The 16,861-nt window shown below is 40.8% G+C and carries 17 protein-coding genes; 7 read left to right on the forward strand and 10 right to left on the reverse strand.

Translation table 11 applies throughout. From position 1 onward, the window contains the following. Positions 1-13 precede the first annotated feature (13 nt). Complete coding sequence (locus tag GH754_RS11885) at positions 14-190, reverse strand: hypothetical protein (RefSeq protein ID WP_153728918.1); 177 nt, start codon at positions 188-190, stop codon at positions 14-16. Positions 191-288: 98 nt separating this feature from the next. Beyond that, positions 289-474: a helix-turn-helix transcriptional regulator gene (locus GH754_RS20110; protein ID WP_153728919.1), complete on the reverse strand. Its 186-nt coding sequence runs from the start codon at positions 472-474 to the stop codon at positions 289-291. A 223-nt stretch (positions 475-697) separates the two neighbouring features. Between GH754_RS20110 and GH754_RS19450 the strand changes: the two genes are divergently transcribed. Next, positions 698-1,048 carry a competence protein ComK gene (locus GH754_RS19450; protein WP_323742007.1) on the forward strand — a complete coding sequence of 117 codons (351 nt, stop codon included), beginning with the start codon at positions 698-700 and terminating at the stop codon, positions 1,046-1,048. Positions 1,049-1,134: 86 nt separating this feature from the next. Here GH754_RS19450 and GH754_RS11900 read toward each other — a convergent pair whose 3' ends face one another. After that, positions 1,135-1,512 (reverse strand): hypothetical protein, encoded by a 378-nt coding sequence (locus GH754_RS11900; RefSeq protein WP_323741992.1) that lies wholly within the window; start codon positions 1,510-1,512, stop codon positions 1,135-1,137. Between the two features lie 242 nt (positions 1,513-1,754). Here GH754_RS11900 and GH754_RS11905 point away from each other — a divergent pair, with 242 nt between their 5' ends. Beyond that, entirely contained in the window at positions 1,755-2,480 is a 726-nt protein-coding gene (locus tag GH754_RS11905; RefSeq protein ID WP_153728922.1) for a TVP38/TMEM64 family protein, read from the forward strand. Between the two features lie 21 nt (positions 2,481-2,501). Here GH754_RS11905 and GH754_RS11910 read toward each other — a convergent pair whose 3' ends face one another. Further along, positions 2,502-3,674 (reverse strand): MFS transporter, encoded by a 1,173-nt coding sequence (locus tag GH754_RS11910; RefSeq protein WP_153728923.1) that lies wholly within the window; start codon positions 3,672-3,674, stop codon positions 2,502-2,504. A gap of 76 nt (positions 3,675-3,750) precedes the next feature. On the opposite strand from GH754_RS11910, the gene addB reads away from it, so the two are divergent. After that, the gene (addB, locus tag GH754_RS11915; RefSeq protein WP_323741993.1) at positions 3,751-7,248 is read left to right on the forward strand and encodes a helicase-exonuclease AddAB subunit AddB; all 3,498 of its coding nucleotides are present in this window, start codon (positions 3,751-3,753) and stop codon (positions 7,246-7,248) included. Further along, complete coding sequence (gene addA, locus GH754_RS11920; protein WP_153728924.1) at positions 7,245-10,982, forward strand: helicase-exonuclease AddAB subunit AddA; 3,738 nt, start codon at positions 7,245-7,247, stop codon at positions 10,980-10,982. The genes addB and addA overlap by 4 nt, the downstream gene beginning before the upstream one ends. 291 nt (positions 10,983-11,273) lie before the next feature. Here addA and GH754_RS11925 read toward each other — a convergent pair whose 3' ends face one another. The 6 genes from GH754_RS11925 to GH754_RS11950 form a co-directional block, all read right to left on the reverse strand. Beyond that, the gene (locus GH754_RS11925; RefSeq protein WP_153728925.1) at positions 11,274-11,492 is read right to left on the reverse strand and encodes a spore germination protein; all 219 of its coding nucleotides are present in this window, start codon (positions 11,490-11,492) and stop codon (positions 11,274-11,276) included. Positions 11,493-11,556: 64 nt separating this feature from the next. Then, on the reverse strand, positions 11,557-11,928 hold the full coding sequence (locus tag GH754_RS11930; RefSeq protein WP_194841342.1) for a spore germination protein GerPE: 372 nt from the start codon (positions 11,926-11,928) through the stop codon (positions 11,557-11,559). A gap of 4 nt (positions 11,929-11,932) precedes the next feature. Further along, positions 11,933-12,118: a spore gernimation protein GerPD gene (locus tag GH754_RS11935; RefSeq protein WP_153728927.1), complete on the reverse strand. Its 186-nt coding sequence runs from the start codon at positions 12,116-12,118 to the stop codon at positions 11,933-11,935. Then, positions 12,115-12,699: a spore germination protein GerPC gene (gerPC, locus tag GH754_RS11940; RefSeq protein ID WP_153728928.1), complete on the reverse strand. Its 585-nt coding sequence runs from the start codon at positions 12,697-12,699 to the stop codon at positions 12,115-12,117. The genes GH754_RS11935 and gerPC overlap by 4 nt, the downstream gene beginning before the upstream one ends. A gap of 65 nt (positions 12,700-12,764) precedes the next feature. After that, positions 12,765-12,980: a spore germination protein GerPB gene (locus tag GH754_RS11945; protein WP_153728929.1), complete on the reverse strand. Its 216-nt coding sequence runs from the start codon at positions 12,978-12,980 to the stop codon at positions 12,765-12,767. Positions 12,981-12,995: 15 nt separating this feature from the next. After that, complete coding sequence (locus GH754_RS11950) at positions 12,996-13,217, reverse strand: spore germination protein (RefSeq protein ID WP_153728930.1); 222 nt, start codon at positions 13,215-13,217, stop codon at positions 12,996-12,998. Positions 13,218-13,315: 98 nt separating this feature from the next. Between GH754_RS11950 and GH754_RS11955 the strand changes: the two genes are divergently transcribed. Genes GH754_RS11955 through GH754_RS11965 form a run of 3 tightly spaced genes read left to right on the forward strand, consistent with a single transcriptional unit; the run spans position 13,316 to position 16,711 of the window. Next, positions 13,316-14,482, forward strand: coding sequence for a DUF418 domain-containing protein (locus GH754_RS11955; RefSeq protein ID WP_153728931.1), 1,167 nt, complete (start codon positions 13,316-13,318; stop codon positions 14,480-14,482). A 56-nt stretch (positions 14,483-14,538) separates the two neighbouring features. After that, entirely contained in the window at positions 14,539-15,471 is a 933-nt protein-coding gene (locus GH754_RS11960) for an ABC transporter ATP-binding protein (RefSeq protein ID WP_153728932.1), read from the forward strand. Continuing rightward, complete coding sequence (locus GH754_RS11965) at positions 15,464-16,711, forward strand: ABC transporter permease (protein ID WP_153728933.1); 1,248 nt, start codon at positions 15,464-15,466, stop codon at positions 16,709-16,711. Before GH754_RS11960 ends, GH754_RS11965 begins: the two co-directional genes overlap by 8 nt. Positions 16,712-16,861 lie beyond the last annotated feature (150 nt).

Below are 16,861 nucleotides of genomic sequence, written 5' to 3' on the forward strand. Positions count from 1 at the left end.
ACTGGTGCAGCTCTTATCGGTTTTTCCCAACTTCCACTTTAATTCCCTTGTTTTTGTATCTAAGATCATTAGCTATTAGTGATTTAGCATAACCGGAAAAATTTTTTATGTTCTTGATTTGCTCAAATAAATACTTGTCGTTAGGATTATCAATATTAAATGAAATGGGTTTATTTTTCATTGTGGTCATAAACCTATCCCTCCTCAATTTCATTACATTAAATCGTATGTCATTTAATTAAATGATATGCACATTTTTCGGTGCATTAGGGCAAAAAATAAAGCCGCCTACTCTGGCGGCCATATATCATATACAGTTTTTCCGTAGTAAGAGGCAATTTTATAAGCGTGATCAATACGGGGTAATTGTTCATTCTTCATATATCTTGAAATTGTATTTCGGTGAATATTTTTTCTATCAGAGATTTTAGTTATATCACCTGGTTTTACAAAATCTTTTAATTTACATTCCAAAGCGAATCACCTCAATAGGTTTATTCGCCCCAAATACTGTTCATTCCTACATAACATTTCATCTAGTTTTGCAATAAAATAGCCCTTCATGTCGAAGGGCATAGATAGGCTATAAAAGCTGTGCGCTCGCCTGCGCTACGCTACCAGCTTATGCAGGTGGTTATAGAATTATGACTTATTTTTAATGAAAAGAGGATTTTAAAGTGACTTTTTATGTTCTGTCATAACTCATAGAGGAAGACAAGAAGGAACCAAAGGTGTTTGCGGCATCACACATAAAGCCCCAATTGCCATTGACCCTCATAGTGGCATGTTTTTCTTCCCAACAACATCTCCGAATAATCCTACATGTGTATGGATTGCCCACTCTCATGTGTCTCAAATTAAGCCAATTGACAAATATAAGACGAAAATTCACTTTAAATCAGGTCAACACATCGATGTTTCCGTTTCTCATGGGTCATTGATGAATCAAATTCAGCGAACCGCTCAGTTCCGCTATAAACTAACCGAGCGCCTAAAATATAAATGGGGAACAAAGCCCGATAAGGTTGCTGAGAATCCTTTTGTGTAAGGGTTAAAGAGCAGTGTATAATAAATAGTGAATGTTTTTGTTTTTAAAAAAGGCGTATTGACTTCAATACGCCTTTTGCTATGCTCTCAAGCTCCATGACTAGCAGGTCGCATTGCTTTGTACATCAAATCATATAATATATCTTGAACCTTTTTTCGAATCGCGGGATTAAAATACCGCTTTTCCTCCTCATACCCATTGCCTAGGAATAAATATGTGGAAAAAGTATCATTTTTTTGAACGAAAATAACTTGTAGATTTTTCTGTTTCATCACTTTTTGCAGGTTTTGTCGCTCTAAGCGGGCCTCATGCTCCATCTTTCGCAACAGTTCTAAATAAGGTTCCTTTATTTTAAATGTGCCAGATTCAATTTGTTTAATGTCCTGCTCCATTACGACAATGGCCATGGAAAGAAACAAAAATCTTGATGTCACTTTAAAGTCCTCTTCGTTTAAGTATCTCACTTTGTTTCCCTCCAAATAAAAATCGAACATTAGTTCTATTTTTATTATATACGACTTCGGATGATTTTAAAACTAAAAAATTTTGGAATACTAAGGATAGATAGGAAAACTTAGTGAAAAAATGAGTAAACTTATAGGCAAACCACTAGATTTTATTTTATACTTTAATAAAGTAAATTTTTCCATAGTGAAAAATGTTTAGATATGTATGAGGAAATGACCGCATAGTTAGGAGCAGATTGATGATATTTAGCGTCGATAATTTTGATGACATACAAAGAATGATTGAGAACAATACATTTGATGAATATATCATGCGACTATTAGATACATATGAAAGCTTTGGGCCCTTACCAGGGATTTTATTACCGATGCTAGAGGCTTTACTTCCTTTTTTGCCATTAGTTGTGTTTGTTATCGCAAATTCCATGGCTTATGGCCTATTCGAAGGTTTTCTATATTCTTGGATTGGATCGGTAGTAGGAGCTATCCTCGTTTTTCTATTGATTCGTAAACTTGGCAATACGAGGCTTTTAGCATTTATAAGAAAAAATAAACAGGTGACAAGGGTTATGAGTTGGTTTGAACGTCATGGATTTGGTCCACTCTTCCTCCTATTATGCTTTCCCTTCTCACCATCAGCGGTCATAAATGTTGTCGCTGGATTATCCAAAATACAGCTACAGCAATTTGTACTCGCTGTTATTATGGGAAAAGCCGTGATGATTTTTACGATTTCATATGTTGGACACAGCATTACCTCCTTTGCGACTCAGCCTGTTAAGACTATTGTGGTTGGGGTCTGTATATCCCTATTCTGGATTGTAGGTAAGGTAGTCGAACGGAAACTACAGCAAAAATCTAAAGAGCCAGAGAAAAAGGTGAACAAAGAGGAAACCGATGAAAAACAGGCTGAACAAAAGAAAGAGAGCCGCCAGACCCAAACAACGAAAGAAAATGTAGAGTAAAGATCAAAAGCGAAGTCTCCTTCAGATGCTATTGGAAGAGACCTTTAGCTTTTGATCTTTTTCTTTTTGTAGGCTACGTGACATGAGCACGAGTCCAATAAATAGGAAAACAATTCCAATTAGAATATAAGTGAATGGAATCAAGGCCGCACAAATACTTCCAACACTGGCCCCTGTTAATAAGGTAAAAGAATAAAGTGAAATCGCTCTGCCTTTTGATTCATGGCCATATCTTCCTACTAACAAAACAACCATAGGAATCGTGAGTGAGGTAGACCCGATCATACAGATTGATGCCATAATTAAGGTCCACTCATTCAGGGTGACAATGGGAAAAATAAAACCAATCGACATGAGAACGAGACTTCCTGATAGCACTTGAATCGGACCAAATCTTGACTCGAGCTGACTAGCAAAAAAGGCAGGTACAATTCCGATTAATCCAATCAGCCGGAAAGTTTGGTGCGAAAAAGGAAAGGATTGGTTTTCTTTTGCAAGTAAAATCTCAAAACCACCATAGAAAAGCATGACCGTAAACAATAGGAAAAATGCGGTAATGTACAACTTTTGAAGAGGTGTAAAACGAATTAATGTTACAATATGGCGTAGGAGTTTTGTCGTAATGATATTGGTCTTTTTTGAATATTCTAACGTTACGATTAATAAGATAAAAAAGATGAAATAAAAGCCACTAAAGGCGTAAAATAGACTATGAAATGAGAAAGAGAACACGAGGGCTGCTGAAAGCATTTGACCGAAAATCCCAGCAAATAAAAAGCCCGTATTAATCATGGCAATTGAGATGGTCTGAGTTTTGCCGTGAAAATGATGAAAAATGTAACTAAAGGCTGCTGGTGCAAAGCTTGCGGCAAGGAAGCCTTGAATAGATCTTCCTATTAAAAAAGTTAGATAGTTATTTGCGAATGGGATCCAAAGGGTCATGATGCTAAGAGCAAGCATGCCATATATAAGTATATGTTTTTCTTCAAATCGATCGGTCAAAATACCGAAAGAGAGGAGCCCAAAAGCATAGGAAATAATAAAGCAGAAGCTTGCCATCGAAGCTGCTTCTAATGATATCATATATTTTTCTGTAAGTACTGTTTGGATAGGTAGCATCGTATAGAGATTGCTTGCAATAAAAATGCCGGCAACAATCAATATCATGCTAGCTATCTTTGCTTGTTTGAACATAAAAATCTCCCCCGAACCTTAAGTATAGTAATTAGACTATGCGTGAGGCACTCGTTTGGTTAAGGAGGAACAAAAAGTGTCTTTGCAATTTATTTTAGGACGGTCTGGTACTGAAAAGGGCCAGTATTGTCTTGATTCTATACAACAAAAATTACTAGCTTCACCAGATGGGCCACCAATTTTATATGTGGTTCCAGAGCAGATGACCTTTGAACAGGAATATGCCCTTTTGAAACAAAACGGGATTGAGGGCTCCATTCGAGCACAGGTTTTCAGTTTTTCACGTCTTGCCTGGCGCGTTTTTCAGGAAACGGGTGGTGGAACGAAGAAATTTATTACGTCAACAGGTGTCCAAATGATGCTCAGGAAGATTACTGAGGAACGCAAGGGTGACTGGAAGGTTTTCCAGAAGGCAATTGAGAAACAGGGCTTTATGGAGCAACTAGAAGGCATGATTACGGAGTTTAAACGTTACCGAATTGCCCCAGAGGACTTAGCGGACATCACCAACCAGATGGATCAATTTAAGCACTCCTATCCAGGTGAAGAAACCTTACAAAACAAGCTAGAGGATTTAGCTTATATTTATGAACAGCTGACGGATGCTTTGCGAGAGCACTATATTGATAATGAGGATCAGCTACAGCTGTTAGCGGAAAAGATTAAGGAAGCCGATTTTCTTCAGGATGCTGAAATCTATTTGGATGGATTTTACCGTTTTACTCCACAGGAGCTTTATGTATTGGAGGCTCTAATGCAGAAGGCGAAAAAGGTTACCATTACGTTAACCATCGATCAGATTCCTGGTGATGAAATAGACGAGCTTGATTTATTTTATCAAACGAAAAAAACGTACGGACAAATTCAAGAATTGGCGCGGCAAAATCAGTTGCATGAGCTAGCTCCTATTTGGCTGCAGCCAGTGGAAGAACGATTCCAAGAGCGCCCGTATTTTACTCATTTGGAACAAAACTTTGATGAACATCCAATTGTCGCCTATGATGAACAAGCTCCTATGAAACTAGCGCAGGCTGTTCATCCTCGGGCAGAGGTAGAAGGGGTCGCGCAGGAGATTTTGCGATTAGTCCGAGATGAAGGGTTTCGCTATCGTGATTTAGCCATTTTAATCCGGGAGTCTGACGTCTATCATGATCTTATTCAAACGATTTTTTCAGATTACGAGATTCCAGTGTTTGTTGACGAAAAGCGGACGATGCTCAATCACCCACTCATCGAACTGATTCGCTCTTCCTTAGATATGATCGAAGGAAACTGGCGGTATGATGCGTTGTTTCGTGTCTTGAAAACAGATTTTATTCCCAAAACGGATTCTAGCCATCCGCTGAATCAAGAGGCAATTGATGAGCTAGAAAACTATGTGCTCGAGTATGGAATTCGGAGTCGTCATCGTTGGCTGGAGGAGAAGGAATGGATTTACCAGCGCTTTCGTGGTTTTGATGCGGTTCGTAAGACGAATAAGGAACAGGAGAAAGAGTTTCGCATAAATCGTTTGCGCAAACAGGTTACAGCCCATCTCGGTCCATTCGATGAACAAATTCGGAATCAAAAAACCGTTCAAGAGCGATGCACAGCTATTTTCCAATGGCTAGAGGCACTTGGGGTTCCCGAAACGCTTGAAAAGTGGCGCGATTACTATGATGAGACAGGCCAAATTGAGCATGCTCGAGAACAGGAGCAGGTATGGGATGCGGTCATTCAGCTTTTTGATGAGATGGTTGAAATGATTGGCGATGAGGAGATGTCCCTATCGATTTTTCGGACAACCCTTGAAACCGGCTTTGAATCCTTAAGCTTTGCCCATGTCCCACCAAGCATGGACCATGTCATTGTGGGGGATGTGGACCGGTCGAGAATTTCTGGTGTGAAAGGGGCTTTTCTGCTAGGAGTAAATGAAGGAACGTGGCCACTTAAGCCAGCGAGTGATGGCATGATTTCTGAGGATGAACGTTCCCTTTTAAATCAACACGGATTATTACTTGCAGATAGTAGCTCTCGTAAACTATTAGATGACCGCTTCTATGTGTATGTAGCCTTTACGACCCCAAAGGATTATTTGTGGGTCAGTTATCCGTTAAGCAATGAAGAAGGAAAAACGAAAACACCATCCCCACTCATCAATCGGATGAAGGAAATGTTTCCAAGAGTGGAGGAGAGCTTGCTGCTTGAGGATGAGGATGAAGAGAATCCGCTTCGCTTTATAACGGTTCCGGAAAAAACAAGGGCCGTATTAACCTCACAGCTGGCCAAATATTTACGTGGATACAAGGTGGATGATGTTTTCTGGGATGTTTATCAATGGTATGTAGATCATCATCCGAAAACAAGCAGATCTAGAAGAGTGCTCATGAGTCTCTTTTATGAAAATCGCCCTGTTTTGCTTGATAAAACGACCGTAAAGAAACTATATCCAGAGCAGGTCAATACAAGTGTATCGCGGATAGAGTCGTTTTATCGCTGTCAATATCAGCATTTTGCACAGTATGCTTTGGGCTTAAAAGAGCGTCAGGTGTACAAGCTTGATGCACCAGATATTGGGCAGCTGTTTCATGAGGCGTTAAAGCAGATTACCGACTGGATTATTCAGGAGGGGAAGAGCTATCGGGATTTAAACCGAGAAGATGCGGAGCAATATGCCAAACGGGCTGTTCAAACGTTATCCCCAATCCTTCAGCATCAAATTTTATTTAGCTCGAATCGTTATCAATATATTTTACGCAAGCTCGAACAGGTCATTAGTCGAGCGACCAATATTTTGTCTGATCAAGCTAAGCGAAGTGATTTTACACCGGCAGGTATTGAGCTTGGATTTGGACCAAAGGAAAAGCTGCCACCTATGAATCTACCATTACCAGACGGCTATGAGCTTGTGTTAAGAGGTAGAATTGACCGAGTGGACCGAGCTGATATAGGCGAGAACCTTTATTTACGCATTATTGACTATAAATCAAGTGCGAAGGATTTAAATTTAGTCGAAGTATACTATGGTCTTTCGCTACAAATGCTTGCTTATTTAGATGTCGTTTTAAGTAATGCAGAACAATGGCTAGGGAAGGGAGCAGACCCTGCTGGCGTGCTTTACTTCCATGTGCATAACCCAATGATTTCTGATCCTAAGTCCCTTAACTCGTCAGATATTGAACAGGAAATTTTTAAAGAGTTCAAGATGAAAGGACTCTTGCTTGAGGATGTGCAGGTTGTACAACGTATGGATTTAGACCTTTCATCAGGTATTAGTCCTGTTGTTCCGGCGGGCTTTAAAAATGACGGTTCTTTTCGAAAGGGATCCAAAACGTTAGATCATCCTTTATTTGAGAGATTAAGAGGCTATGTGCGTTCTTTATTAACCCAAGCTGGAACCACGATGACAAGTGGAAAAGTAGAATTAAATCCATTCCAAGATGACCAGGTGAGCGCTTGTACGTTCTGTTCATTCAAGTCTGTATGTCAATTTGACCATACGTTAGAGGAAAATAATTATCGGATTTTGAAAAAAGAGAAGGACGCCGACATCTTACAGGAAATCGAACGACAACGAGAGGAGGGGAACCAATGAAATGGACAAAGGACCAGGAACGAGCGATTTACACGGACGGAACCGATATTCTAGTTGCAGCGGCAGCAGGTTCAGGAAAAACCGCTGTACTCGTAGAACGGATTATTCAAAAGCTATTAAAGAAAGAAAATCCTGTGAATATTGATGAGCTGTTGGTCGTGACCTTCACGAATGCAGCGGCACAGGAAATGCGGAATCGAGTGGGGGAAGCTCTTGAGTCGGCCTTGAAAGACAATCCGACTTCTAATCACTTGAAAAAGCAGTTATCCCTGCTGCAGCGAGCACAAATTTCAACCCTCCATGCCTTTTGTATGGATGTTGTTCGTAAATATAGCTATCAGCTCGACATTGACCCAGGCTTTCGGATTGCCGATGATGTCGAGGCAGATTTGATTCGTCAGGAAATTTTAGAGGAATTGTTTGAGGACTGGTATGGAAAAGGGGGGGATGAGCAGGAGCGCTTTTTCGGCTTAGTGGACCGTTTTTCTAGTGACCGTAGCGATGTGGAAATCGAGAAGCTTGTGATGGGCTTGTATGACTTTGCGATGCAAAACCCTTGGCCTGAGCATTGGCTGCAAAAGATGACGGACATGTATGATGTTACTGAAATGGATAGTGAACATAATCTGCCATGGATGGACCTTGTCAAATCTGAGATCCAGAATCAGCTGAACGCCATGCGTAAGGAGGCAGAGCTTGCCCTGAATGTGACCCGTGAGAATGATGGGCCATATCATTATGCCGAAGCGATTGACGATGATATGGAAAAGTTCAATCAGGCGAAAGCTCTTGTGACAGGGTCTTGGAATGACATGTACCAATTTTTCCAAGACAACCGGAAATTCAAAACATTATCTGGGAAAAAGGTCGACTGTGATCCGGATAAAAAAGAGCAGGTTAAATCAATACGAAATCGGTATAAGAAACGCTTTGAGGATTTAACGAAAAAGTGGTTTTCAAGAACGATAGAGTCGTATGTGAAGGATTTACAGGAGCTTCATCCAATGATGGAGCAGTTATCGACACTAGTGCTTGAGTTTCATCAACGCTTTCAGACCCGTAAAAAGGAACAAGCACTCGTCGATTTTGCGGATCTTGAGCATTTTTGTCTACAAATCTTATTGGATGACGATTCAACAGCTGACAATCTTCAGCCATCCGCAGTGGCCGAGCATTTTCAGCATCAATTCCGCGAAATTTTAATTGATGAGTACCAGGATACAAACCTTGTACAGGAAACGATTTTAAAGCTGATTACAACAGGACCTGACGCAGGGCATCTCTTTATGGTGGGCGATGTAAAGCAAAGTATTTATCGCTTTCGTCATGCAGAGCCGACGTTGTTTATTACTAAATATAAGCAGTTCGCCGAGGATGATAATGACAATGTCCGTATTGATTTGGCCCGAAATTTCCGCAGTCGGAACCAGGTCTTGTCCGCGACCAACTTCATTTTCAGGCAGATTTTAGATGAAGACGTCGGGGAAATAAATTACGACCAGGATGCGGAGCTGATTTACAGTAACCTCATGTATGATGAACTGTTATCTCAGGATGCAGATGCCGAGCTCCTGATAGTCGACCAGGGAGACTGGGAGGAAGGCGTCGCTGAACGTGAAGGTGATGAGGATTATCGAGATTTGAAAAAAGCTCAGCTAGAGGCCAGAGCTTACGCGGAAAAAATTAAAGGCTGGGTCGGTCAAGGCGAAAAGCCTCCACTCCAAGTCGTTGATAAACAAACCGAACAAATGCGTAACATTCAATATCGCGATATGGTCATTTTGCTTCGTTCAATGTCTTGGGCACCCACCATTGTGGAGGAGTTAAAGCAGCAGGGCATCCCTGTTTATGCCGAGCTTTCCACAGGTTATTTTGAGGCAATTGAAGTAAAGGTTATGTTGAGCTTGCTAAAGGTAATTGATAATCCGCAGCAGGATATTCCACTGGCAAGTGTATTGCGTTCACCGATTGTAGGCTTAGATGAAGAGGGCTTGGCACAGGTCCGTTTGGCAGCGCCACGTGAAAGCTACTATGAGGCGTTGAAGGCCTATGTGAAAACTGGGGATGATGAGCGAATTGAAACCTGTAGTGATTTTTTGAAACAGCTTAAAGACTGGCGAATTAAGTCTCGTCAAGGAGCCTTATCAGAGCTCATTTGGCAAATCTACCGGGAAACAGGCTACTATGACTTTGTTGGTGGAATTCCAGGTGGGAAACAGCGTCAGGCCAATTTACGTGCCTTATATGACCGAGCGCGAAGTTATGAAACCACCTCTTTTCGTGGACTTTTCCGTTTCCTCCGCTTTATTGAACGTATGGAGGAGCGTGGTGAGGATTTAGGTGCAGCACGAGCCTTAGGGGAACAAGAAGATGTGGTCCGTATTATGACGATCCATAAAAGTAAAGGACTCGAATTTCCAGCCGTCATAGTCGGGGCCATGGATAAAATGTTTAACGAACAGGATCTTAAAGCGAAATATTTAATGCACAAGGACTTGGGCATGGGGATGAAGTATATTGATCCTGAAAAGCGGATTATGTATACGACCCTTCCTTACAATGCGATGAAGGTTGCCCTGCGTCGTGAAATGATTGCTGAGGAAATGCGTGTCCTTTATGTAGCCTTAACCCGTGCTAAAGAGAAGTTAGTTATGGTCGGGAATGTGAAGGACTTGGCCAAACGAAAAGAAAAATGGCAAATGATAGCTGAGGAAAAAGAGTGGACTCTACCGCCATACTTCCGCTTAGATTCGACTACCTATCTGGATTGGGTAGCTCCATCGTTGATCCGACATCAAGCGGGAAGTCCGTTACGTGTTGACCAGGATGCAGAACCGTTAGGAGTACCGGATGAGATTCATAAGGATGAATCGTCATGGAAAATTACGATTACTCATGCAAGTCAATTTGCCAATCCTGATACGGTGACGAAGGAGCGCAAGGAAAATCTCGAGAAGTCGGTTGTAAACTGGGAGCCATTGATGGAGGAAGCGGGCGATTACTATGAAGAGGTGAACAGACGCCTTACCTATCAATATCAGTATGAAAAAGCAGCCTTTCACCGTGCGAAACAAACGGTCACCGAGTTAAAGCGTCAGCGTCAAATGAAGGATGAATATAGTGGGGATGCACTTGTTCGTTCCTTCCAGCGACCTATTATGAGGAGACCTCGTTTTATGCAGGAAGAAAAAAGGTTAACCGCTACGGAACGAGGAAGCGCGATGCACACGGTGATGCAGCATCTCCCATTTGATAGAGTTTTATCAGAGTTTGATATTGAAGCCTTTGTACAAACTTTAGTAGAAAAAGATTTTTTAACTCAGGACGAGGCAGAGGTTGTGGATGTTTCAGCGATTGCAGCCTTTTTTGAAACGGCAATCGGTCAGAAGCTGATTAAGGCTGATTCAATCATTCGCGAGGTTCCCTTCAGTCTTGGTTTACCTGCCCATGAGGTATATGCCGATTGGGAGCAAAATGTAGAAGAAGGGGAAAAAGTGCTCCTGCAAGGGGTGGTCGACTGTCTTGTTTCAGATGGAAATGGCTGGATTCTATTAGATTATAAAACCGATCAACTACCCGAAGAGCTTACCGATCAAATGAAGCAAAGACTTGTTGATCGCTATAATGTTCAGCTTCGAATGTATCGAACGGCAGTGGAACGAATTTGGAAGCAGCCTGTGAAAGAGACGTATTTGTATTTCTTTGATCAGTCGTTGTTGGTGGAAGTGGAATAGAGTGGAAAAGCGGCCCTTTTGAGGGGGCCGCTTTTTTTGTTGAGTATGTGACGATTAAGGGTGCGGGGGCTGTGGAAGGAGGGTGGCTTGATTATGTGCGGTTTTGACTGAAATAACGATGGTTGCGACATGATTATAGCGTGAAGCCAATAAAATGACTTGATTAAACAAGCAGCAGACGTGATTCCACATTCCACTGACAGAATCGCCCAAACTCCCGCAAGCCACCAAGAAAAAAGGGGTTCTATGAAAGCATCACACACTTTCATAGAACCCCTTTTACATAAATCCTTAAGCATTGCCCACATTCCCTTGATCCTGTACATCGGGATCAAATGGATTGGTGGAGCTGATGCCGTTGTTGGTGTTAATGAAATCACCGGTATTTAAACCACCTGAACCGGCGTTTGTTTTTGATGAGGATTTTGGCGCTAAATAAAAGGCGTCCCCGAAGTTGACGACGCCACCGCCAACACTGTTTATTTTAATCGGTCCAACCATTGAAGGCATAAACGACACCTACTTTATCCTTGATTTGTTTACTATTATCTTATGTCATCATAAAAAAATGGTTCTAATCTTCATCTCTAACAATACGAAAATGCTTAATTCTAGCTTTTGCATCAATTTCTTTTAGGGAACCAATTTGGACGATGGAAGCACCCGTCATCCCTTCAATGTCAAAGGAATGGACATGGATGTTGGGATCGTGGTGGATGTGTTGCTGATCAACAGGTAGGGTCGAAACAATCTTTGGAAAAGGTGTCGTAAACATTGGGAAACTCGCAAATGGAAAATCATTCGCGTCAAAAAATGCGCCTTCCTTTTGGACGGCGATGGCCCGTAGATAAGGATCAGCCTTGACCGCATCGCCGATTTGAAATACAGATCCATAAGCCACAGAATTTACATATACATGTGATACCTTGGAATTTCTTCGTTTCATTGGATTAAATAGTCCTACCTGATCCAAATGGTACAGCTGATCCAACAATATACGACTCAGGTGGTGTATCATACATCGATGAAAGCTGGATGGTTTCATTGTCACCAACTAAAAAGACCGATGATGATGCAACCCCCATGATTTGAACGTGCCCTACATTTAACTCCCGATTGTGTACGGTGAAATTCATCTCGTTGTACCTCCTTCATTTCCATCTATAAACTTTTTCACAGAATGGGTAATTTCCTTTTTGACATCTTCCATGATCTGCTGTTTTGTTTCCTTGTTCAGCATGCCATTGTTGTTTTCAGAGTGTAGACGAATATAATGCTGGATTCGATCTGGAAGCTGTTTATAAACGTCCTGCATAATCATATTTTGAAAGCCAGGCGGAAAGGATTTCTCCGTTTCTTGCGCGAATTGATTTATTTTAGTAGGTAAGGTTTGATTAAAATAGCCCTGTAACTCCTGCATAATATCCTGAACGAGTGGTTGGCTGCGTGGCGGATTTGTACCTTGCTGTTGATTATTTGGGTTTGGAATGGATAGTTCTTCGGATGAAAGACCATCAGGGGACAACCCGATATTTAAGGTTCCTTCCAGCGACTCAATTTTTAGCTGATCAAAATTATATTCAATTTTTTCAATGTTCGTCATCGGCCTCTCTTGTATGGAGTAGATTTGGGTTTCTAGCTCCTTCATTTGATTTTCCATCTGCTTAATCTTATTTTCCAGTGCTTTAAAATACTGCTGCCAATCATAAGAATACATAGCCCTTCCCTCCTGAAATGGGCGAATATCTATTGTATGCTATGCAGGAAGGGGATTACTTGTGATTAGGATGGAGGGGCAAGGGGGACGACTGGTTGAAACTCTTTCTGTTGACCAATGGGTTCAGCTTCTTCAGCGGGTTGGGTATAACCACCTGTATTATATAAATTTGATAAACCCTGAATGGTTCCTGAGCTTCCAATTTGTAGGACGGAAGAATTGGTTACAGACCCTACCTTTAAAAAATGAATGGAGATGTTCTGATAGATCGTACAATTCATCTTAATTCACACTCCCTAGGCATTGCCTACAATGGTTTGATCAAATGTATCTGAATCTGTTACATAGGTGTAAGACTGATCTACATTGATGCTTAGTCCGTCTCCAGTATTAAAGGAACCGCCACCTGCAAAGGTTTTAGCCGAACTGGTTGGGGACATGGCGTAAACATCGCCAATGTGAAATATACTAGATGACCCGACGCTATTTACTTTAACGGCTCCAACAAACGCAGGCATATCGTTACCTCCTTTATGGTACTATTTTATGTAGTTGGATTTATTGGGTGCCTGTCACCTACCCTAGTTTGAACTCATTGGGAAAGGAGAATCGTCTTATGCAAGCAGAAGCACCGTTACATAAATCGAAGCGTTTACCATGGGTTGATGCCGCAAGAGGATTTGCACTTTTTGGCATTTTAATGGTCAATGTTCCTGCGTTTAATGCGCCCTATTTTTTATATGGAGGGGAGCAGTTATTTTGGGACCAGCCTTTGGACCATACCATACAAGACATCATCGATATTTTCTTTCAGGCTAGCTTTTATACACTGTTTTCTCTCTTGTTTGGATTTGGAATGCAAATGATGAAAGAGCGAGCCGGTCAAGGAATTTTAATACGTCGACTCTTGATTTTGCTCGGCTTTGGGTTAATACATGCCTTTTTCATCTGGCATGGGGATATCTTGATTAGTTATGCTGTTGTGGGTGTATTATTATTTTTCTTTTTTTCTACTAAGCCCAAAACATTGCTCAAGTGGTTTTTTATCCTATCTATTGTTCCGACTTTGTTATATACATGGCTTTTGTATATGTCGCGTGACTATTTAGGGTGGGTGAACCGACCAGCCATATCAGATGCACTGGCGAATTATAGCAGCGAATCCTGGATACTTATTCTGAAGCAAAACTACCAGGATTGGATGTACGTCAATGAAGGAATCGGGTTTATCTTTTTAATCATCTCGTTATTACCGATGTTTTTAATCGGAATGTTCTTCATGAAAAAACGATGGCTACATGAAGTGGAAGACCATCAACCAATCTTAAAGAAGATTTTAGGAATCTCCTTGTTCGTTTTCATCCTTTTTAAAGCAGGACCCTATATGTGGGGGCGACCTGACTGGTTTAATTTCGCCCAGGATCAAATAGGTGGAGCTGCATCAAGTATTTTTTATGTTGTGGGTATTACACTTTTATTCCAGCACTCATGGTGGAGAAAAAGCCTAAACCTTTTGACTTATGTTGGGAGGATGTCTATAACTAATTACATTAGTCAGTCTATTATTTGCTTTATCTTATTCTACGGACCGGGTTTCAATTTATATGGAAAGGTGAGCCCTGCATGGAGTGTCGTGATTGTCATTGGAATTTTTATCTGTCAAATCTTTGCGAGTAAATGGTGGCTAACCCATTTTCAATACGGTCCATTAGAATGGGTGTGGCGGTCGTTAACGTATAATCAAAGGCAGCCGTTAAAAAAGCTAAAGAAACACACATGTTGATGGAAAACTATGGTAAGATAACTATTGGGTTTATGTCGATGAAAGGGTGAATACGGATGGAAGTCATGTTAACAGTCGAAGGGCTAGAAAAATCCTTTAAGGACAAAAAGGCATTAAAGAATATTTCCTTCGATGTTCGTAAAGGTGAAATTATGGCTATTTTAGGGCCAAATGGTGCGGGGAAGTCAACTACAATTCGGAATATTATGGGAATAATGTATCCGGATGAGGGCTCAATCACGTTCCACAACCATAAGGGAAAAGGAATTCCACGTAATAAAATTGGCTACCTACCTGAGGAACGAGGTTTATATAAAAATGTAAAGGTAATGGACATTCTATTATATTTGGCTGACCTTAAGGATTATCCATTACATCGGGCAAAGGAACGAGTCTTAGAATATTTAAAGAAGTTTGATTTAGAAGGAAAGGAAAATGTCTCGGTTGAAGAGCTATCAAAAGGAATGGGGCAAAAGGTTCAATTTATTGGAGCTATAATCCATGAACCTGAACTTCTGATATTAGATGAGCCTTTTTCAGGTTTAGACCCGGTAAGTCAGGAGATTTTTAAGCAGGAAATTAGAGATTTAGCCAATAATGGCACGGCAATCCTTCTTTCCTCTCATCAGATGAATCTAGTAGAGGAAATGTGTGACCGTTTATTTATGATTCAGCATGGTCAAAAGGTGATTTACGGTACGTTAAATGATGTAAAAGCAGAATACGCTAATTTTAAGTGTACCATCCATGGAGATAATCAAATCCGAGATATGGAGGGCATACCTCGCGTACAACGAGTGGAGCAGGAATCTGAGCATTCCATTCTTTATCTGGATAAGGATGTAGAGCCGATTAACTGGCTGAAAAGTCTTCCTAATCATTTAGATGTACAGGAATTGAAAATCAATCGCACCTCTCTTCATGAAATTTTTATTGATATTGCGACAAATAAAAATTTAGTTCAGGAAGAGGGTGAGAGTCATGCGTAACTCTTTGAAAGTAGCAAAGTGGGAACTAAAACGTAATCTTAAAAATAAAACCTTTGTGATTGGTTTGTTTTTAACGCCAGTCATCATTATTGGCTTTATGATTTTTGGCACCCTCTTTGGGGATTCTGATGAATCTCATGAGGAAGAGTTGACCCATGTTTTTGTGAACGACCAATTAGGGGTCTTTCCTCAACTTCAAGAGACAATCAAGCAGGTCGGATTCAACTGGGAACTCCAGGAGACTAATCTTGAACAATCTGAGGTTGAAAAAAAACTAGAAGATCGAGAGCATACGGCCTATATATTTGTACAGGAGCAAGTACTTGAACAAGGGAATATCCCGGTTTATACAAGTGATGAAATTAACCCATTTTTTATGAATCAGGTCCAAGTCTTGGAATCCCCACTTCAAGCTATGCAGATGGCGCAGCTCGGATTTTCAGAGGAAGAAATGGCTATCGTTTCACAACGATTTAACTTTGAGGATGTGAGGGCAGAATCCACCCCATCAACTGAAGAGTCTGAAGCGGCGGACGAAGCTTCAAGTGAAGATTTATTAGAGCGTATTGTTCCAGGAGCGTTCGCGGGTTTTATTATGCTTTCTATTGTATTTACGGGGATGGCAATCTTCCAAAGTGCTTCCCAGGAAAAGAAGGATAAAATTGCTGAAATTATTTTATCTTCTTTAACACCAGGTGAATTGATGCAGGGTAAAATTTTTGGCTATTTTATATTAGGATTGATTCAGTCCGTTGTTTCCATAGCCATTGTATTACCGGTATTACTCTGGCGAATCGATGTACCTGTCTTAGAATATCTATTAGTGCCTGATGTAATATTACTAGTCATGATCGCAATTCTAGGTTATCTATTGTTTGCTGCGGTGTTTGTTGGTGTTGGTGCAACCATGGCTGATATGACTACTGCAGGAAATTTTCAGGGAATGGTCATGATGCTACCATTTTTACCATTCATCTTTATCAGTCCAGTTCTAAGTGATCCTAATGGATTAATGGCTCAAATTGGAACCTATATCCCATTCACATCACCTGGAGTCTTGCTTCTACGACTTTCGATGCTGGAGGAATGGCCTTGGGTGGAAATTTTCATTTCGCTAGCCATCCTAGTGGTTAGCATTTGGGTCTTTATGAAAATGGCCGGAAAAATCTTCAAAGTGGGGATTTTAATGTATGGGAAAAATGCAACACCTAAAGAGATTTGGAGATGGCTACGTGCCTAATCCTTAAACATGCATTTGGGGTCACCTAAGTAGTTCACTTAACGCGGCGAAAAGTATCAAATCTCATAATAATACCAGACAGTTTAGCAGTGTTTTTAACAATTGATTTAACACACAAAATGCTTGGATAAGTATTATGATTTATCCAAG

The sequence above is a fragment of the Salinibacillus xinjiangensis genome (assembly GCF_009649735.1).
Taxonomy (GTDB): domain Bacteria; phylum Bacillota; class Bacilli; order Bacillales; family Alkalibacillaceae; genus Salinibacillus; species Salinibacillus xinjiangensis.

What these genes read in the sequence shown, in the direction of transcription:
- GH754_RS11885 (WP_153728918.1), bottom strand. Translation starts at nt 190, where the DNA reads ATGACCACAATGAAAAATAAACCCATTTCATTTAATATTGATAATCCT.
- GH754_RS11905 (WP_153728922.1), top strand. Translation starts at nt 1,755, where the DNA reads ATGATATTTAGCGTCGATAATTTTGATGACATACAAAGAATGATTGAG.
- GH754_RS11910 (WP_153728923.1), bottom strand. Translation starts at nt 3,674, where the DNA reads ATGTTCAAACAAGCAAAGATAGCTAGCATGATATTGATTGTTGCCGGC.
- addA (WP_153728924.1), top strand. Translation starts at nt 7,245, where the DNA reads ATGAAATGGACAAAGGACCAGGAACGAGCGATTTACACGGACGGAACC.
- GH754_RS11925 (WP_153728925.1), bottom strand. Translation starts at nt 11,492, where the DNA reads ATGCCTTCAATGGTTGGACCGATTAAAATAAACAGTGTTGGCGGTGGC.
- GH754_RS11930 (WP_194841342.1), bottom strand. Translation starts at nt 11,928, where the DNA reads ATGAAACGAAGAAATTCCAAGGTATCACATGTATATGTAAATTCTGTG.
- GH754_RS11935 (WP_153728927.1), bottom strand. Translation starts at nt 12,118, where the DNA reads ATGAATTTCACCGTACACAATCGGGAGTTAAATGTAGGGCACGTTCAA.
- gerPC (WP_153728928.1), bottom strand. Translation starts at nt 12,699, where the DNA reads ATGTATTCTTATGATTGGCAGCAGTATTTTAAAGCACTGGAAAATAAG.
- GH754_RS11945 (WP_153728929.1), bottom strand. Translation starts at nt 12,980, where the DNA reads ATGAATTGTACGATCTATCAGAACATCTCCATTCATTTTTTAAAGGTA.
- GH754_RS11950 (WP_153728930.1), bottom strand. Translation starts at nt 13,217, where the DNA reads ATGCCTGCGTTTGTTGGAGCCGTTAAAGTAAATAGCGTCGGGTCATCT.
- GH754_RS11955 (WP_153728931.1), top strand. Translation starts at nt 13,316, where the DNA reads ATGCAAGCAGAAGCACCGTTACATAAATCGAAGCGTTTACCATGGGTT.
- GH754_RS11960 (WP_153728932.1), top strand. Translation starts at nt 14,539, where the DNA reads ATGGAAGTCATGTTAACAGTCGAAGGGCTAGAAAAATCCTTTAAGGAC.
- GH754_RS11965 (WP_153728933.1), top strand. Translation starts at nt 15,464, where the DNA reads ATGCGTAACTCTTTGAAAGTAGCAAAGTGGGAACTAAAACGTAATCTT.